Genomic DNA, 17,507 nt, shown 5'->3' with positions numbered 1-17,507 from the left:
ATAATAAAGATTCTGTGATCACTCTAGGGGGATTTTTTATGTCTAGAAGAACTACTAAACATACACTTGAAGAAAGATACCAGGCAGTCTCCGAGTATCTTAGTGGACAATATAGTAAGTACTTTATCTGCCGGAAATATACCATTTCTAAAAATACATTTGATAATTGGATCAGAAAATACAAAGCTGGCGGTTTAGATGGCTTAAAAGAGTCTAGAACCTGGAAAGAATATTCAGTTGAATTAAAAACAACTGCGGTTCTAGAATATTTAGAAAATGGACGTTCACCAAAGAAAATTTGTGATAAATACAATATTTCGAGTGTTTCGGTTTTACGTAAATGGATCAACTTGTATACTAATGGAAAAGGCTTTAAAGCTACCATTGGAGGTCGTAATAGAATGAAACATGGACGTAAAACTACTTTTAAGGAACGGCTCGAAATAGTTCAGTATACACTTGCTAATAATAAGAATTATCACAAAGCGATCGATAAATATAATGTTTCTTATTCCCAAGTCTATAATTGGGTCAAAAAGTTTGAAGTAGATGGCGAAAAGGCATTATACGATAATCGTGGTAAAACAGTTAAAGATCGTGATTATAAGACTCTTTCTGAAACTGAGCGTCTCAAGCTTGAGATCCTACGTTTGAAAGAACGTAATAAATATCTAGAAGCAGAAAATATCGTTTTAAAAAAATTGGACGAACTCGAAAGGAGGAGATAAGCTTTATACCTAAAAATCTGCGTTTTAAAGCTATTCAGGAAGTTCTTAAAGAGTTTCCACAAATTGAACTCTGGATCCTTTGTGCGATCTTAAATGTATCGCGCTCAGGGTATTATCGTTATTTAACTGCTCCAAAATCACAATGTACTTTGGAAAATGAATGGTTAAGTGAGATCATAAAAAAAGAATTTCATGCTTTAAATGGAATTTACGGTTCTAGAAGAATGACTCTTCTTATCAATCGAAAGTATCAAAAACAATATAACTTCAAACGTATTCGTCGCTTAATGAGAGTCCTTGGTTTATATTCAGTAATTCGTCGCAAACGCCGAGGTTGTACTCGTTCAGAACATTTAAACTACGAAGAAAATACTTTAGGTCGTGATTTTTCCGCTACTAGACCTAATCAAAAGTGGGTGACTGATGTCACTTATTTAGAATATGGCTTAGGACAAAAAGCTTATTTAAGTGCGATCAAAGATCTATACGATGGATCTATCATAAGTTTTGAAATTAGTAAAAGAAATGATAATCGGCTTGTCATGAAGACTTTAGAAAAAGCATTCACGCATTTAAATGAAGCTAATCTACTTCTTCACAGTGATCGTGGATTTCAATATACTTCAAAGGAATATCTTCGGTTGACCTCAAGGCATGGTGTTACAAGAAGTATGTCTCGAGTGGGGAAATGTATCGATAACGCACCAATGGAAAGTTTTTGGAGTCATTTCAAGACAGAATGTTATTATTGGCTAAAATGTGAAACATATGGAGAACTTGTAGAAATGATCGAAAACTATATCAAGTTCTACAATACCCAACGTTACCAAATAAAACTAAACAGCCTGACTCCAGAAGAATACCGGAATCAGGCTGCCTAGAATTTTAATTATTTAGTTGTTCACTTGACGGGTCTCAGATCAACTTGAGAGGGCTACTTTTTAGTGATATTATTTTTTGGCGTTATTGTCTAAACTTTCGGTGATGATCGTTGCTGTTTCTTCGATCGATTTGTGTGCAACGTTGATCACTGGACAACCTAGTTTTTTATAAAGTTCATTGGCAAAGCGTAACTCGCTTTCGATGTTATCGATATTTGAGTAGTGTGTATCTGGATCAAGTCCGTAAGAGATCATGCGTTCACGTCTGATACCGTTCAAGATCTCAGGATCATTTGTTAGTCCAAAGATCTTATTTGGATCGACTTTATAGATCTCTTGTGGGATCTGAGCTTTAGGAACGAGTGGTAAATTAGCGACTTTGTAACCGCGGTTAGCTAGGAAAAGCGAAAGTGGCGTCTTAGAAGTACGCGAGATCCCTAATAAAACTAGGTCAGCTTTTAAGAAGCCGGCTGGGTCTTTACCATCGTCGTATGTGACAGCGAATTCTAAAGCTTCGATCCGATTGAAATATTCTTTGTCAGTATTGTGATTGATCCCGGCTTTTTGCAGTGGTTTTTGCCCTGTTTTTTGCGAAAGCTCAGTCAGAGCTTGGCTCAAAGCATCGATCACGATCAGTCCGTTATCTTTACAAAAATTATTCGCAAAATTTGATAACTCGGGATCGACAAAAGTATGAAAGATCGTAGCATCTTCACGCTTAGCACGATTTAAGATCCCAGTCAAGATCGAGACTGTCTTGATCAATGGAAAACGTTGGATCTTAAAATCGGTTTGTGGGAATTGGACGGCGGCTGCTTGAGCAAGTGCATAACTTGTTTCCCCTAATGAATCTGAGATAGCATAAATATTGGCCTTATTTGACATAGATGATGATCGCTATATAAATGTGCTGATGAAAATATATAGCTACTCCTTTCTAGATATTCTAGCTTTCCGGCTGCGACCACAGAGCACATTTTACTTTTCACATGATCGAGATAGGTGTAGGAAAATGAAAGCTATTTCTGAGTCAATTATATTACAGATCTTGTTTCTGAGACAAACGATACAGAGTACTTTATGTCTACTTAAAGAATTGTGTGAAAGTTGATAAAGTTTGTTGACGAGATCTTTAAATTTAGTTTATAATAGAAAGGAACTGTTGAAGTTTGTTGTACTACAATTAAGACGGTTACATTTAAGCTCGGAGGGAGGGAAACAACCATGTCAAAGACAGTCGTTCGTAAAAACGAATCTCTTGATGACGCTCTTCGTCGCTTCAAACGTTCCGTTTCAAAAACAGGTACTTTGCAAGAATATCGGAAACGTGAATTCTACGAGAAGCCAAGTGTAAAACGTAAGAAAAAATCCGAAGCAGCAAGAAAGCGCAAAAATAAGCGTCGTTTCTAGTTTCTAGAGGAGGCAAATGTGATGAGTTTGTTAGATTCATTACAAAAAGACATGGTAGCTGCGATGAAAGCTAAGGACAAAGACCGTTTAGGCACTGTTCGAATGCTTAAAGCTGCAGTTACTAATGAGCAGATCAACGTTGGACATGACCTGACCTCTGATGAAGAGATCAGCGTGTTATCTCGTGAGTTGAAGCAACGGAAGGATTCTTTAGAAGAATTCAAAGCTGCCGGACGTAGCGAAGCTGTCCAAAAACTCGAAGAAGAAATCAAGGTTGTTGAAAGCTATTTGCCAAAACAACTCAGTGCTGATGAAGTAAAGACCGTAGTTGAAGAAACGATCGAACAGGTCAAAGCGACATCAAAAGCTGACTTCGGTAAGGTAATGGGGGCAGTGATGCCAAAATTAAAAGGTAAAGCTGACGGTAAACTCGTCAACTCTACTGTAATGTCATTGCTTAACAAGTAAACAAAAAAGTCGAGATCTTGATCTCGGCTTTTTTGTCGTTTCCTTGCGATATTTGCTTATCCTATTGATTACAAGTATAATTGGGGTATATCAAAGCGGATACGAAGCTAGGTACCTAGTATTTAGAAGTTAGGTCGTTGACTATGACTGTTTTTGATATTTAAAGGAAAGTTTAGATGTGAAATAAATATCAAAGTTCAGAGTAGTCCATATGTTAATGTGTGATTTTAGTCACAAGTAAATGCTTCGCTAGGTACTACTATTTATTATCCATTATATGAGAAAAATCGAGAAAGGAAAGCTATCTAACTTTCGCGTTCCTTGAGAGATAGTTAGGGACGCTCACATTTTAAATAGCGATAAATAGGCGGTTGAACGAAGAAAAGTTGATCGAAAAAGAATATATCGTAAATGATTCACAGTTACAGATCTCACTTGCAGGGATCAATGATAGCCATCTTAAATTACTGGAAGAAGGTCTAGACGTTGTATTGAAGCCTTTTGGTGGTGTGATCAAGATCACAGGACAAGCAGAAAATGTTAATGATGCTTATGCGATCTTACAAGAATTGACCGCACTTTTACGTAAAAATATCACGATCAGCGGACCAGATATCGTTTCAGCCTTAAAGATGGCTGAACGAGGAACGTTAGAATATTTCAAAGATCTTTATACAGAAGAACTACTAAAAGATCGTCGGGGACGTGTGATCCGCGTCAAAAATTATGGACAAAGACAATATGTGCAAGAGATCAAACATAAAGATCTAGTTTTTGGGATCGGACCAGCCGGAACGGGGAAAACTTATTTAGCTGTCGTGATGGCGGTGGCTGCTTTAAAACGCCGAGAAGTCGAGCGCTTGATCTTGACTCGCCCAGCAGTTGAAGCGGGTGAATCACTAGGTTTTTTGCCTGGTGATCTCAAAGAAAAAGTCGACCCTTATTTACGTCCGATCTATGATGCGTTAAATTCGATCTTAGGGGCTGAACATGTTGAACGTTTGATCGAACGAGGTGTGATCGAGATCGCACCACTAGCTTATATGCGTGGAAGAACATTAGATAATGCATTTGTGATCTTAGATGAAGCTCAAAATACGACTAGGGCACAAATGAAAATGTTCTTGACGCGGCTTGGCTTTGGTTCGAAGATGGTCGTAAACGGTGACCGTTCGCAGATCGATCTGCCACGTGGACATCAACAAAGTGGGCTTGTCGATGCAGAGAAGATCTTAAAAGGGTTACCCCAGATCGGTTTTGTCAATTTTGATGCAGCTGATGTAGTTCGACATCCGGTCGTTTCTGAGATCATCAAAGCCTATGATGCACAAAATAAACAAACAGAAAATGAGGAATAACGATGGATTTGGAAGTTTACGACAATACTAAGCAAGCGCCTGAGGCATGGCTTGAATTGATCAAAGATATTTTAAATTATGCTGGTGCTTACATTGATCTGCCTGAAAATACAGAAATGTCGGTCACTTTGATGGATGATGAAGAGATCCATCAGATCAATAAAAAATATCGTGGCGTTGATAAACCGACAGATGTGATCAGTTTTGCGATCGAAGAAGAAGATCCTGAAGAACTCCCGATCATCATGCCAGATGATCCAGAATTTGAATTACCTAAAAATATCGGTGATATCATGGTCTCTTTAGACAAAGTTGCTGAACAAGCTGAGTATTTAGGGCATTCAAAAGAACGTGAGTTAGGTTTTTTAGTTGTTCATGGTTTTTTACATCTCAACGGCTACGACCACATGAAAGCAGAAGATGAACAGGAGATGTTTGGTCTGCAACGTGAGATCTTAGATGCGTATGGGCTTAAGAGATAAAAGACGCCAACCAGTAAATGGTTGGAAGAATCGACATTTTTTTCAGTCGCTGTATTTTGCTCTCGTCGGTTTGAAAACTGCTTATCGGGAAGAAAGAAATCTGCGGTTTCATGTAAGTGCCATAACTTTGGTCGTAGTTATGGGTTTTTTGTTACATGTTTCGATCGGTGAGTGGCTGTGGTTAGCTTTGTGTGTTTTCTTAGTTATTTCAAGTGAAGTTTGGAATTCGGCGATCGAAAATGTTGTCGATCTAGCAACGAACTATAAGCGCCACCCCTTAGCAAAAAAGGCTAAAGACATGGCGGCTGCGGCTGTTTTATTAGCAGCTATCTTTTCGCTTATCGTAGCTTCACTGATCTTTTTGCCAAAAATATGGCATTTATTTAGTTGATTTGTTTGTAAGAGAGGTAATTATTTTGAAGGAAAATTTTCATTCAGGTTTCGTAGCGATCGTTGGACGTCCTAATGTTGGTAAATCAACATTTTTAAATAATGTTGTTGGTCAAAAGATCGCGATCATGAGCGATAAAGCACAAACGACAAGAAATAAGATCCAAGGTATCTATACAACAGATGAAGCTCAGATCGTCTTCATCGATACTCCAGGGATCCATAAACCACATAGTCGTTTAGGTGATTTCATGGTCCAATCTGCACTTTCGACTTTAAATGAAGTTGATGCAGTGCTTTTTATGGTCAATGCCGAACAAAAGCGTGGACGGGGTGATGACTTTATCATCGAACGCTTGAAAAAAGTCAAAAAACCGATCTATTTAGTGATCAATAAGATCGATAAGATCCACCCTGATCATCTTTTAGAAGTTATGGATGATTATCGTGAGACGCTCGACTATAAAGAAGTTTTTCCGATCTCAGCGTTAAATGGAAATAACTGTGCCGAACTTGTCCAAGATCTAGTCAAAGATCTGCCAGAAGGGCCACAATACTATCCAGAAGATCAAGTGACTGATCACCCTGAACGTTTTATCATTGGAGAATTGATCCGCGAAAAAGTCTTACAACTAACACGCGAAGAGATCCCACATTCAGTCGCTGTTGTTGTTGATCGGATCAAACGTGAAGATGATGAAAAAGTTTTGATCCAAGCAACGATCGTTGTTGAACGTGCTAGTCAAAAAGGGATCATCATTGGTAAAGGTGGTAAAATGCTAAAAGAGATCGGTACGCGAGCGCGCAAAGAGATCGAGTTTATGCTAGGTGATAAAGTCTTTTTAGAACTTTGGGTCAAGGTCCAACCAAATTGGAAAGATCGTCAAGTTGACCTCAAAGCGTTTGGTTATCGTCAAGATGATTATTAAGTAGATAATTGAGTGATGAAGGGTCTAAGGTCATAATGATCTGACCCTTTTTTAGTGAAAGGAAAAAGCATGGTAGTTAAGCAAGGCGCAGAATTTTATGGGATCGTTGTTTCACGGCGTGATTACCGCGAGCGTGACATGTTGGTCCAGATCTTAACAGATAAATATGGCTTCAAAACTTTTTTTGTCCGTGGTGTCAGAAAACGAGGTTTTAAATTAGGGGCTGCGATCTTACCATTTACTCATGGGACCTATTTGGGCACGATCAATGACGCTGGGCTCTCTTTTATCACTGCGACACGTGAGATACAGCAATACTTAGCCCTCACGCAAGATATCGAATTGAATGCTTATGCAGCGTATCTACTGAGCTTAGCCCAAAAAGCTCTTAGTGAAAGACAGCTCGTTTTTGGTGGGTGGTTTTTAAAATTGCGACAAGCTTTAGAATTGATCGATGCGCACTTTGATCCTGCGATCATCACTAATATCATCGAGATCCAACTGATGACAGAATTTGGAGTGCGTCCACATTTAGAAGATTGTGTGGTCTGCCAACGTTCAGATGGACCCTTTGATTATTCAGAAAACTATGGTGGACTCTTATGCCAAAAACATTTTCATTTGGATCCGCACCGTTTACATTTAGATCAAAGGACAATCTACTACTTGCGTTTGTTTTCAGTCGTTGATTTGAGTAAGTTGAGCTCGATCAAAGTCAGACCCGAAACAAAAACGATGTTACGTAAAACACTTGATGAGATCTATCAAAGTCAAGTAGGGATCTATGTTCCGGCTAAAAAATTTTTAGATCAAATGGCTGATTGGGACCTTGGAAAAAATAAACCTTGACAAATTTTTGAGGGTCAACTATCCTAAGATTATTGATAGAGTAGATGTTGATGAAAGAGGGCTGTCTCAAAGGTGACTGTAGCGAGTCTGGTATGGTGAGAGCAGATAGTTGCTAGAGATGTAGTTGGCACTTTCGGAGTCTAAACGAATTAAGTTGCTAGTCTAACTAGAAGTAGGGTGGAACCGCGATCAGCGAAAGATCGTCCCTATGTAGCCAAAGGCGCTACATAGGGGCGTTTTTTCTCTTCTTTGGCTTATTTTTGCAAAAAAGTTCAAAGCTAGTTAGAAGTTGTGTGCTAGTTGTTGTTTTGAACTAAGCTTTTGAGATTTAAAATTAAGAAAGGAAACTACTGATATTTCTATTTACACACAATCAGTAGAAGGTCGAGTTTATGGCAGATAAATTAGCGATGCAAGATATCATTTTGACGTTACAACAATTTTGGGCACGTCAAGGTTGTATGTTGATGCAAGCATATGACACAGAAAAAGGGGCCGGAACGATGAGCCCATATACATTTCTACGGGCGATCGGGCCTGAACCATGGAATGTAGCTTATGTTGAACCTTCCAGACGTCCTGCTGATGGTCGTTATGGCGAAAATCCCAACCGCTTATACCAGCATCATCAATTCCAAGTGATCATGAAACCTTCGCCAGAAAATATCCAAGAACTTTATTTAGATAGTTTACGTGCTTTAGGGATCGATCCGCTAGAACATGATATTCGCTTTGTTGAAGATAACTGGGAAAACCCTTCGATGGGGTGTGCTGGTGTTGGCTGGGAAGTTTGGCTCGATGGAATGGAGATCACCCAGTTCACGTATTTCCAACAAGTTGGTGGCCTTGAAGTCAAACCGGTTGCAGTTGAAGTAACTTATGGACTTGAGCGCCTTTCTTCGTATATCCAAGATGTTAATTCAGTTTTTGAACTTGAATGGGCTGATGGTGTAAAATATGGCGATATTTTCAAAGAACCTGAGTACGAACATTCTAAATATTCCTTTGAGGAAAGTGATCAAGAAATGTTACTTACGCTCTTTGATACGTATGAAGCAGAAGCTAAAAAACAGATCGAAAAAGGACTTGTCCATCCAGCGTATGATTATATTTTAAAATGCAGCCATACATTTAATTTATTAGATGCTCGCGGGGCTGTTTCAGTGACAGAACGTGCTGGCTATCTTTCACGGATCCGTAACATGGCACGTTCAGTAGCACGTGCATTTGTGGCCGAACGTAAAAAATTAGGCTATCCATTGTTGAAAGATGAAAAATTACGTCAAAAACTGCTAGAGGAGGAAAAATAATGGCACATACATTTTTATTAGAGATCGGACTTGAGGAGATCCCTGCGCATGTTGTGACACCTAGCAGTCAACAACTAGTTCAAAAAGTCAAAAACTTTTTAGAAGCTGAACGTTTGAGTTTTGAAGAGATCAAAGCTTATTCGACTCCAAGAAGATTAGCGATCAAAGTGTTCGGTCTTGCAGACAAACAAGCCGATATCGAAGAGGAAGCTAAAGGTCCAGCTAAAAAGATCGCGCTTGATGCAGAAGGCAATTGGTCCAAAGCTGCGCAAGGATTTTCGCGTGGTCAAGGCTGTACGCCAGATGACATCTTTTTTAAGGAATTAAAAGGAGTCGAATATGCATATGTTAAGAAATTTATTCCTGGCCGTCTAGCTAAGGAAGTTTTAGCTGACTTAAAAGCTGTCGTGATGGATCTTAAATTTCCAACGATGATGCGTTGGGCGGATAATGACTTTGAGTATGTGCGTCCGATCAAGTGGCTCGTTGCTTTACTTGATGATGAAGTCATCTCCTTTAACGTTTTGGACGTTGAAACTGGGCGAACGACAAAAGGACACCGTTTCTTAGGTGAAACAGTAACATTAGCACATGCAGACGAATACCCAGCTAGCTTAGAAAGTCAAGAGGTCATTGCTGATGCTAAAAAGCGTGAAGCACTGATCGTTTCACAGATCGAAGCATTAGCTAAAGCAAATGATTGGGATATCAAAGTTGATCCTGATCTATTAGAGGAAGTAAATAATTTAGTTGAATATCCAACGGTCTTTGCAGGTTCATTTGCAGCTAAATATTTAGCGATCCCAGATGAAGTTTTGATCACTTCGATGAAAGATCATCAACGTTTCTTTTACGTTACTGACAAAGATGGTAAGCTCTTACCAAACTTTGTTTCTGTCCGCAATGGTGACCAAGAATATTTAGAAAATGTGATCGCTGGAAATGAGAAAGTCTTGACTGCTCGCCTAGAAGATGCTGAGTTCTTCTATGCAGAAGATCAAAAACAAACGATCGCTGACTATGTTGAGCGTTTGAAGAAAGTTATGTTTCATGATAAGATCGGCACGATCTACGAAAAGATGGAACGTGTTAGTTTGATCGCAGAATTTCTTGGTGAAAAGTTAGGCTTAAGTGAAACAGAGTTGGCAGATTTAAAACGTGCTAGTCAGATCTATAAATTTGACCTCGTAACAGGGATGGTCGGTGAATTTGCCGAACTTCAAGGTGTAATGGGTGAGATCTATGCGCGCTTGCAAGGTGAAAATGATGCTGTTGCTACTGCGATGCGTGAAGAATATATGCCGATCAGTGCTGAAGGAAAATTACCAAAGACTGATGTAGGCGCTGTTTTATCAGTTGCAGACAAACTAGATAGCATCCAAGCTTTCTTTAGTGCAGGAATGTTGCCAAGTGGCTCCAATGATCCGTATGCACTTCGACGCCAAGCACTAGGGATAGTGCGGATCGCTTTTGCAAAAGATTGGGCGCTATCGGCGCCATTATTGCGCGCGGCGATTGAGTATGCGTTTGAAAAACGCCCTGATCTTTATAAAAATATCGCACCAGTCAAAAATGAAACACCATTGCGTGACTTTATGATCGATCGAGTTCATCAGTTGTTGAACGATGAAGTTCGGCGTGACATTTTGGAAACAGTTATCGCAAATAAGGAAAATCCTTTTGTAGCTGAAAGAAAAGCTGCGCAAACATTGGCCGATCATATTGAAGATGAAACTTTCAAAGAAACGATCGAGGCTTTGACTAGGGTAGGGCGTTTAGCAGCAAAAATGGATAAAGAGCAAAAAGGTGAAGTTGATCCAGCCTTGTTTGAAGACGAAGCTGAACAACAGCTACATCAAGCTGTTGAAACGGTTGCAAAAGAATTTGCGACAGCAGACCTTGAAGAAAAATTCATGGCTTTGCAGACCTTACGTGGACCGATCAGTCAATATTTTGAAAAGATCATGGTCATGGCTGAGGACGAAAAGATCAGAGCAAACCGTCTTCGTGAATTAGCTAAGATCGCTGATCTGACAGCTGTCTTTGGTGAGCTAGACAACTTGAATATCAAATAGATCTTTAAAAGAGTTGCCTAACAGTGCAACTCTTTTTTCTAAGTAGAATGTGGAAAAAACTTGTCAAAGGTACTTAGATCTGATATATTTAAAATTTAACACAAGTCTTGCAATCAAGTTCTATTTATTATAAAATCGTTAATGAGTGTAAAAACAGTTGGAAGAGTCGTACGTCATGTGCGGCTCTTCTCAATCAGGCACAAAGATGGGTGGGTGAGACTGTGAGTCAACGTAGGATTCCAACGGAAGTGATCGATCAAGTTCGGTCAAGTGTCAATATTTTAGATATAGTTGGCCAGTACGTACAGTTACATCGTTCAGGAAACAACTGGTTTGGCCTTTGTCCCTTCCACACTGAAAAGACAGGTTCATTTTCGGTTAATGAACAAAAACAGTTTTTTCATTGCTTTTCATGTGGGCGTGGTGGAAATGTTTTTAAATTCTTGATGGAGATCGAAGACCTCACTTTTCCGGAAGCTGTCTCTCGAACGGCTGAACTTGCAAGTATCGAACTTGACCAAGCATATTTGCCGAAAGCAAACGAATCAGCTCATTCGGAGAACGGGCGATTAAAGCAACTCTATGCCCAAGTGAGTCAGCTTTACCATCATATTTTAGTTAATACTAAATTGGGTGAATCTGCGCTAGAATATTTACATGCAAGAGGTTTATCCGATGAGATCATCAATGAGTTTCAGCTAGGATATGCGCCAAATGATGAACTTTTACAAGCCTTTTTTCATGAAAAGAAAATAGATGATTATCAATTATTACGGCGTTCAGGACTTTTTAGCGAGCGCAAAGATGAGACATTAAAAGAACGTTTCAATGATCGGATCATGTTTCCGATCCGTGATCAAATGGGGCAGGTCATCGCTTTTTCAGGCCGAGCTTTAACGGCTGATAAAAAGGTCCCCAAATACCTCAATTCACCTGAAGGACCGCTTTTTAACAAGCGTAAAATTCTTTTCAATTTTGATAAAGCTAAAAAAACTATTCGGCATACAGGTGAAGTTTTTTTATTTGAAGGTTTTATGGATGTTTTAGCTGCTTGGCGAGCAGGGATCAAAAATAGCGTTGCCTCGATGGGAACGAGTCTAACGACTGAACAGATCTACTTATTAGAGCAAACTGCGACAAAACTTTATGTTTGCTATGATGGTGATGCACCTGGAAAAGCGGCAGCTAAACGTGCGCTTGAGTTGATCAGTCCTTTGCATAAATTTGAATTAGGCGTTGTCTTACTTCCAGAAAAGCTCGACCCTGATGAATATGTAAAAAAATATGGTGAAGCAAGTTTTGCGGATTTTGTTATGCAAAATCGCCAAACTGAATTAGAATTCTACTTAGAATACTACAAACAAAATAAAAATCTTGAAAATGAACACGATCAATTAGAATATATCACTGCGATCTTAGAAAAAGTAGCCCAAGTTACAGATCCACTCTTACGCGATCTAACGTTAGGTCGTTTAGCAAAAGAATTTGGGATCGAGCGTGTCAATCTTGAAAGTCAGCTCCAAGTTTTGCTGACACGTTTTCAAGCTGAGCAAGTCAAAGAGCAAGTAAACTATAAGCATTCAGAAAAAATAGCCTATACAACAAAAAAAAGTCACGAAAAGACGCGGTATTCACCAGTTGAACAAGCAGAGCGTTTATTATTGTACCGAAGTTTACATGAACAAAATGTTTATTTACGGGTCAGAGCACTTGCTGATTTTTCTTTTATTCACGAAGAATATGAGACGATCTTTTTACTGGCAGAGGGTTATTTTGAACATTATGCAACTTATGAAAGTGCCAGTTTTTTAGATTATCTAAAAGAAGAACATTTACGACAGATCGTGATCGCGCTTGAGCTGACTGAATATGGCGAGGCAAATGAGCAAGAGATCGATGATTGTTTAGCTTTTATTATGAAGCGTTCACCGCTTGAAGTTCAGATCGAAGCCGTTAAAGAAAAGATCGCACAAGCGAAACGGATCAATGATAGTCAAACGATCGTTACGCAAACTGCAAAATTGATCGAGTTATTACAAAAAAAGCAGACGGAGAAGTCAATCATTTAAGGGAGGCCTCTATTTTGGCAGAAGAGAAGAAAAATACAAACCTTGACGAAATAGCATATCGTAAAGCTTTACGGGAATTATTACAAGAATATAAGGCAAAAAAAGAGATCAGATATGATGAATTGACTGATAAGATGGCGACTCCATTTCATCTCGATGCTGATCAAATGGATGCTTTGATCGCACGTGTTGAAGATGCTGGGATCTCCGTTGTTGATGAAAATGGTGACCCAAGTGCTTTAAGTTTGAAAAAAGCAAGTAGCGAAGAAAAAGAACTTTCTAAAAGTGATCTCTCTGCTCCTTCTGGGGTCAAGATCAACGATCCTGTACGGATGTATCTAAAAGAGATCGGTCGGGTGAACCTATTGACAGCTGACGAAGAAGTGGCTCTTGCTTTACGGATCGAAGAGGGCGATGAAGAAGCTAAGCAACGTTTGGCTGAGGCTAACTTACGCTTAGTTGTTTCGATCGCGAAACGTTATGTTGGTCGAGGCATGTCATTTCTTGATCTGATCCAAGAAGGAAATATGGGTCTGATGAAGGCCGTCGAGAAATTTGATTATCGGAAAGGTTTCAAATTCTCAACTTATGCGACATGGTGGATCAGGCAAGCGATCACCCGTGCGATCGCTGATCAAGCGCGGACGATCCGGATCCCAGTTCATATGGTCGAAACGATCAATAAATTGATCCGGATCCAACGTCAAATGTTGCAAGACTTAGGACGTGAGCCGATCCCAGAAGAGATCGGTGCTGAGATGAACATGCCGACTGAAAAAGTGCGTGAGATCTTAAAGATCGCACAAGAACCAGTTTCATTAGAAACACCGATCGGTGAAGAAGATGATTCACATTTAGGTGATTTTATCGAAGACCAAGATGCGACTAGCCCAGCCGAGCATGCAGCCTATGAACTTTTAAAAGAACAGATCGAAAGTGTCTTAGATACGTTGACTGATCGCGAAGAAAATGTTTTACGTTTACGCTTTGGACTTGATGATGGACGCACACGGACTTTAGAAGAAGTAGGTAAAGTCTTTGGTGTTACACGTGAAAGGATCCGTCAGATCGAAGCTAAAGCTTTGCGCAAACTGCGCCATCCATCGCGTTCTAAACAATTAAAAGATTTCTTAGAATAAACTTAAAAGCTTTGGTACAGGCCAAAGCTTTTTTATATACCTAAAAGACCGCTGAACGCGCTTCGGATCGGCAAGTCAGCATTTGACCTTGCTATCTTAGAGCCGATAATAGATAATTGAATATAGTTAGAGAATTTTAGTTGAGGTGGTTTGATTTGGACGCACATCATTTATCAAAGCGTTTATTGAATGTAGCAAAATTAGTTCCTAAAGGAGCACGATTAGCTGATATTGGCTCAGATCATGCGTATTTACCGGCCTATTTAGCTTTAAAAGGACAGATCGAATTTGCAGTTGCAGGTGAAGTTGTCAAAGGACCATTCCAAAACGCTCAGCAAGTCGTCAGAGCGCAAGGCTTAAATGAACAGATCGCTGTTCGTTTAGCTGATGGTCTAGCTGCGATCGAAGCTAGTGACCAGATCGATACGATCACGATCTGTGGGATGGGAGGCACTTTGATCTGCGATATATTGGAAAAAGGTAAAGATAAATTAGTCGAACATCCTTTTTTGATCTTGCAACCAAATGTGGGCGAAAAAAATGTCAGAAATTGGCTCGACACTAATGGTTATACGCTTGTAAATGAGATGATCATGGAAGAAGATGGACATATTTATGAGATCATAGCTGCAAAGTATACTGCTACAAAGCCAGTTTTAACAGATAAAGAGGCTATTTTTGGACCATATTTGTTGAATGAACGTGCAAATGCTTTTGTTAAAAAATGGCAAAAAGAGATCGCTAAAAGTGAAACCGTCTTAGCGCAGTTGACAAAAGCTAAAGATGTTCCAGTCGCAAAGAAACAGGCACTTGAAGCCAAAATCGAGCAGATCGAAGGTGTTTTGAATGGTAAAAGTTAAAGAGATCGTCCAAAGATTTGAAAAGTTTGCGCCCAAAGAGATCGCTGAAAAAAACGATCCGATCGGGTTGCAACTAGGTAGTTTAGAACAAGAAGTCACTAAGATGATGGTCACCTTAGATGTTCGCCCTGAAGTCGTTACTGAAGCGATCGCAAACCAAGTCGATTTTATCTTTGCGCATCATCCAGCGCTGTTTATTCCGATCAAAAGTTTTGATCTAGCTGACCCGCAAAATGCGATGTATGCTGAATTGATCAAACACGGGATCACAGTTTATGCAGCGCATACGAATTTAGATAACGCTAATGGAGGCATGAATGATTGGTTAGCTAAAGCACTAGGGCTCAGTCAAACTACTAGTTTATTGCCAACACGAGAACAGACTTGGTATAAATTAGCTGTTTTTACCCCACTTGAAGCAGCTAAAGCAATGCGTCAAGCTTTAGCTAAAGCTGGGGCAGGGTATTTAGGTGACTATGCAGGTTGTTCCTACTCATTAACTGGTACAGGACGTTTTTTACCAGAAGCTGGAGCTACGCCTTATATTGGCACAGTCGGTGAATTTACAGAAGTCAAAGAAGAAAAGATCGAAGTCGTTTTTCCAGGTGAGATAAAGGATAATGTTTTACGAGCGATGCGAGCTAACCATCCTTATGAAGAGATCGCTTTTGATCTTTATCAAGTTGAAGGCTTAGGTCAAAAGACAGGGATGGGGCGGATCGGAATGCTACCCAAACCGATGCCTTTGATGGATTACGTTGCTTTTTGTAAAGAACGTTTAAATTTAAAAGGCTTGCGCTTAGTTGCTAAAGATCAAACTAAATTAGTTCAAAGAGTTGCCGTTTTAGGAGGCTCAGGAGCTAAATTTTATCCATTTGCGCTAAAAAAAGGGGCCGATGTATATGTGACAGGTGATGTTTCTTATCATACCGCACATGACATGTATGAGACTGGCTTAGCGGTGATCGATCCTGGACATCACTTTGAAGCGATCTGTAAACCACATTTACAAACATTGTTCACTAAGTGGCAAGCAGAAAATAACTGGGGGATCGAAGTGATCGCTTCACGATTAACGACTGATCCATTTGAATATATTTAAAAAGAAGGGTGAGTTTAAATGAGCAAGTATGAAAATCTAGTACCACGTTTTTTAAAATATGTGAAAAAAGAAACACGTTCAGACGCGACTTCAACGACGATCCCGTCAACTAAAAGTCAAGTTGAATTTGCTAAGGAGCTAGCTAAAGAACTAAGTGAGCTTGGACTAGCAAATGTGCGGATCGATCCTAATAATGGCTATGTTTTAGCTGTTTTGCCAAGTAATCTGCCAGCAGGTAAGAAAGCTAAAAAAATCGGTTTTTTAGCCCATATGGATACAGCTAATTTTAATGCAACAAATGTTTCACCTCAGATCGTCAAAGCATATGATGGGCGTAGCGAGATCAAGTTAGATGCTGCGGGTGAGTATGTATTGTCACCTGCTGAATTTCCAAGTTTGAAAAAGTATGCTGGTCATGATCTGATCACAACTGATGGAACGACATTACTTGGGGCCGATGATAAAGCAGGAGTAGCTGAGGTGATCACTGCAGTGGAATATTTACTTGCTCATCCTGAGATCGAACATGGCGATGTAATGATCGGGATCGGGCCAGATGAAGAGATCGGAACAGGGGCACTCAAATTTGACGTAGACGATTTTGGAGCTGAGATCGCTTATACTGTTGACGGAGGACCGCTTGGTGAACTTGAATATGAGACTTTCAACGCTGCGCAAGCTAAACTTGAATTTATCGGGAAAAATGTGCACCCAGCTACCGCTAAAGGGATCATGGTCAATGCGTTACAACTGGCGATCGATCTTCATGAAATGTTGCCTAAAGACGAAGTTCCTGAAAAAACATCTGGGCGCGAAGGATTCTTTCATTTAGAAGAATTGAGCGGGACAGTTGATCATGCTAGTTCAAGCTATATCATTCGAGATCATGATCACGCAAAATTTGAACAACGGAAACGTTTGATGCAAGAAAATGTCGCGCAAATCAATCAAGCACTAGGGACAGAGCGGATCAAATTAGAGCTAAAAGATCAATATTATAATATGCGTGACGTGATCGAAAAAGATATGACAGTAGTTGAACTTGCTAAGCAAGCAATGCAGAATTTAGGGATCACTCCAGTCATTTATCCAGTTCGGGGTGGTACTGATGGTTCAACGATCTCATTTAAAGGTCTGCCAACGCCAAATATTTTTGCTGGAGGCGAAAATATGCACGCGCGCTATGAATATGTTTCGACACAAGTTATGGAACAAGCTGTAGCAGTGATCTTAGAGATCATTTCACTGGCAGTTCGGTGATCTGTGGCTGAGTGCTCGCTTGTTGGCCCAAAGATACTGAGATATGATCAAGATTCGTAAGAAAGATCAAATGTGAGGCGAATATATTTGCCGTCAAAAGTAGGGCCTTTTGATAGCAATAATGGTAAATAAGATCAAGAAAGGAAAAGCTATATTTCTTTCTAAAAATGTGCTCATTTATTATAAATAAGTATGTT

At 39.7% G+C, this 17,507-nt stretch carries 15 protein-coding genes and 1 pseudogene; 15 read left to right on the top strand and 1 reads right to left on the bottom strand.

Going from position 1 to position 17,507, the window contains the following annotated elements; all coding sequences use genetic code 11:
- Positions 1 to 38: 38 nt before the first annotated feature.
- Positions 39 to 1,609 (top strand): annotated as a pseudogene (locus QFX10_RS10035) (IS3 family transposase).
- Between the two features lie 69 nt (positions 1,610 to 1,678).
- Here the strand turns inward: QFX10_RS10035 and QFX10_RS10030 are convergent.
- On the bottom strand, positions 1,679 to 2,494 hold the full coding sequence (locus tag QFX10_RS10030) for a pyruvate, water dikinase regulatory protein (RefSeq protein WP_280606078.1): 816 nt from the start codon (positions 2,492 to 2,494) through the stop codon (positions 1,679 to 1,681).
- A 339-nt stretch (positions 2,495 to 2,833) separates the two neighbouring features.
- Between QFX10_RS10030 and rpsU the strand changes: the two genes are divergently transcribed.
- The 14 genes from rpsU (at position 2,834) to pepT (ending at position 17,310) form a co-directional block, all read left to right on the top strand.
- Complete coding sequence (rpsU, locus tag QFX10_RS10025; protein WP_003694124.1) at positions 2,834 to 3,019, top strand: 30S ribosomal protein S21; 186 nt, start codon at positions 2,834 to 2,836, stop codon at positions 3,017 to 3,019.
- Positions 3,020 to 3,040: 21 nt separating this feature from the next.
- Positions 3,041 to 3,487, top strand: coding sequence for a GatB/YqeY domain-containing protein (locus tag QFX10_RS10020; RefSeq protein ID WP_280606077.1), 447 nt, complete (start codon positions 3,041 to 3,043; stop codon positions 3,485 to 3,487).
- A 371-nt stretch (positions 3,488 to 3,858) separates the two neighbouring features.
- Positions 3,859 to 4,845, top strand: coding sequence for a PhoH family protein (locus QFX10_RS10015; protein WP_280606076.1), 987 nt, complete (start codon positions 3,859 to 3,861; stop codon positions 4,843 to 4,845).
- A gap of 2 nt (positions 4,846 to 4,847) precedes the next feature.
- Positions 4,848 to 5,327, top strand: coding sequence for an rRNA maturation RNase YbeY (ybeY, locus tag QFX10_RS10010; RefSeq protein WP_280606075.1), 480 nt, complete (start codon positions 4,848 to 4,850; stop codon positions 5,325 to 5,327).
- The gene (locus QFX10_RS10005; RefSeq protein WP_280606074.1) at positions 5,311 to 5,718 is read left to right on the top strand and encodes a diacylglycerol kinase family protein; all 408 of its coding nucleotides are present in this window, start codon (positions 5,311 to 5,313) and stop codon (positions 5,716 to 5,718) included. Before ybeY ends, QFX10_RS10005 begins: the two co-directional genes overlap by 17 nt.
- A gap of 25 nt (positions 5,719 to 5,743) precedes the next feature.
- Positions 5,744 to 6,646, top strand: a complete 903-nt coding sequence (gene era, locus QFX10_RS10000) for a GTPase Era (RefSeq protein ID WP_280606073.1) — start codon at positions 5,744 to 5,746, stop codon at positions 6,644 to 6,646.
- A gap of 69 nt (positions 6,647 to 6,715) precedes the next feature.
- Positions 6,716 to 7,495 (top strand): DNA repair protein RecO, encoded by a 780-nt coding sequence (gene recO, locus QFX10_RS09995; RefSeq protein ID WP_280606072.1) that lies wholly within the window; start codon positions 6,716 to 6,718, stop codon positions 7,493 to 7,495.
- Between the two features lie 392 nt (positions 7,496 to 7,887).
- Positions 7,888 to 8,805, top strand: coding sequence for a glycine--tRNA ligase subunit alpha (gene glyQ / locus QFX10_RS09990; protein WP_280606071.1), 918 nt, complete (start codon positions 7,888 to 7,890; stop codon positions 8,803 to 8,805).
- Positions 8,805 to 10,880, top strand: a complete 2,076-nt coding sequence (gene glyS, locus QFX10_RS09985) for a glycine--tRNA ligase subunit beta (protein ID WP_280606070.1) — start codon at positions 8,805 to 8,807, stop codon at positions 10,878 to 10,880. The genes glyQ and glyS overlap by 1 nt, the downstream gene beginning before the upstream one ends.
- A 221-nt stretch (positions 10,881 to 11,101) precedes the next feature.
- Positions 11,102 to 12,949 carry a DNA primase gene (gene dnaG / locus QFX10_RS09980; protein WP_280606069.1) on the top strand — a complete coding sequence of 616 codons (1,848 nt, stop codon included), beginning with the start codon at positions 11,102 to 11,104 and terminating at the stop codon, positions 12,947 to 12,949.
- Positions 12,950 to 12,963: 14 nt separating this feature from the next.
- The gene (gene rpoD, locus QFX10_RS09975; RefSeq protein ID WP_280606068.1) at positions 12,964 to 14,088 is read left to right on the top strand and encodes an RNA polymerase sigma factor RpoD; all 1,125 of its coding nucleotides are present in this window, start codon (positions 12,964 to 12,966) and stop codon (positions 14,086 to 14,088) included.
- A 155-nt stretch (positions 14,089 to 14,243) separates the two neighbouring features.
- The gene (locus QFX10_RS09970; protein ID WP_280606067.1) at positions 14,244 to 14,948 is read left to right on the top strand and encodes a tRNA (adenine(22)-N(1))-methyltransferase; all 705 of its coding nucleotides are present in this window, start codon (positions 14,244 to 14,246) and stop codon (positions 14,946 to 14,948) included.
- A complete protein-coding gene (locus QFX10_RS09965) occupies positions 14,935 to 16,050 on the top strand; it encodes a Nif3-like dinuclear metal center hexameric protein (protein WP_280606066.1) in 1,116 nt (371 codons plus the stop codon). The genes QFX10_RS09970 and QFX10_RS09965 overlap by 14 nt, the downstream gene beginning before the upstream one ends.
- 18 nt (positions 16,051 to 16,068) lie before the next feature.
- Entirely contained in the window at positions 16,069 to 17,310 is a 1,242-nt protein-coding gene (pepT, locus tag QFX10_RS09960) for a peptidase T (protein ID WP_280606065.1), read from the top strand.
- The last annotated feature ends 197 nt before the right edge of the window (positions 17,311 to 17,507 follow it).

Origin of the sequence: Ligilactobacillus faecis (assembly GCF_029889745.1) — a bacterium.
Taxonomy (GTDB): Bacteria; Bacillota; Bacilli; order Lactobacillales; family Lactobacillaceae; genus Ligilactobacillus; species Ligilactobacillus faecis.
Note: the sequence above shows the minus strand (reverse complement) of the source record. Positions and strands in the feature narration are given on the sequence as shown.

Coding starts and splice junctions, on each gene's coding strand:
- glyS (WP_280606070.1), top strand. CDS start 8,805: ATGGCACATACATTTTTATTAGAGATCGGACTTGAGGAGATCCCTGCG.
- glyQ (WP_280606071.1), top strand. CDS start 7,888: ATGGCAGATAAATTAGCGATGCAAGATATCATTTTGACGTTACAACAA.
- recO (WP_280606072.1), top strand. CDS start 6,716: ATGGTAGTTAAGCAAGGCGCAGAATTTTATGGGATCGTTGTTTCACGG.
- QFX10_RS10020 (WP_280606077.1), top strand. CDS start 3,041: ATGAGTTTGTTAGATTCATTACAAAAAGACATGGTAGCTGCGATGAAA.
- rpsU (WP_003694124.1), top strand. CDS start 2,834: ATGTCAAAGACAGTCGTTCGTAAAAACGAATCTCTTGATGACGCTCTT.
- QFX10_RS10005 (WP_280606074.1), top strand. CDS start 5,311: ATGGGCTTAAGAGATAAAAGACGCCAACCAGTAAATGGTTGGAAGAAT.
- QFX10_RS09965 (WP_280606066.1), top strand. CDS start 14,935: ATGGTAAAAGTTAAAGAGATCGTCCAAAGATTTGAAAAGTTTGCGCCC.
- QFX10_RS10030 (WP_280606078.1), bottom strand. CDS start 2,494: ATGTCAAATAAGGCCAATATTTATGCTATCTCAGATTCATTAGGGGAA.
- ybeY (WP_280606075.1), top strand. CDS start 4,848: ATGGATTTGGAAGTTTACGACAATACTAAGCAAGCGCCTGAGGCATGG.
- pepT (WP_280606065.1), top strand. CDS start 16,069: ATGAGCAAGTATGAAAATCTAGTACCACGTTTTTTAAAATATGTGAAA.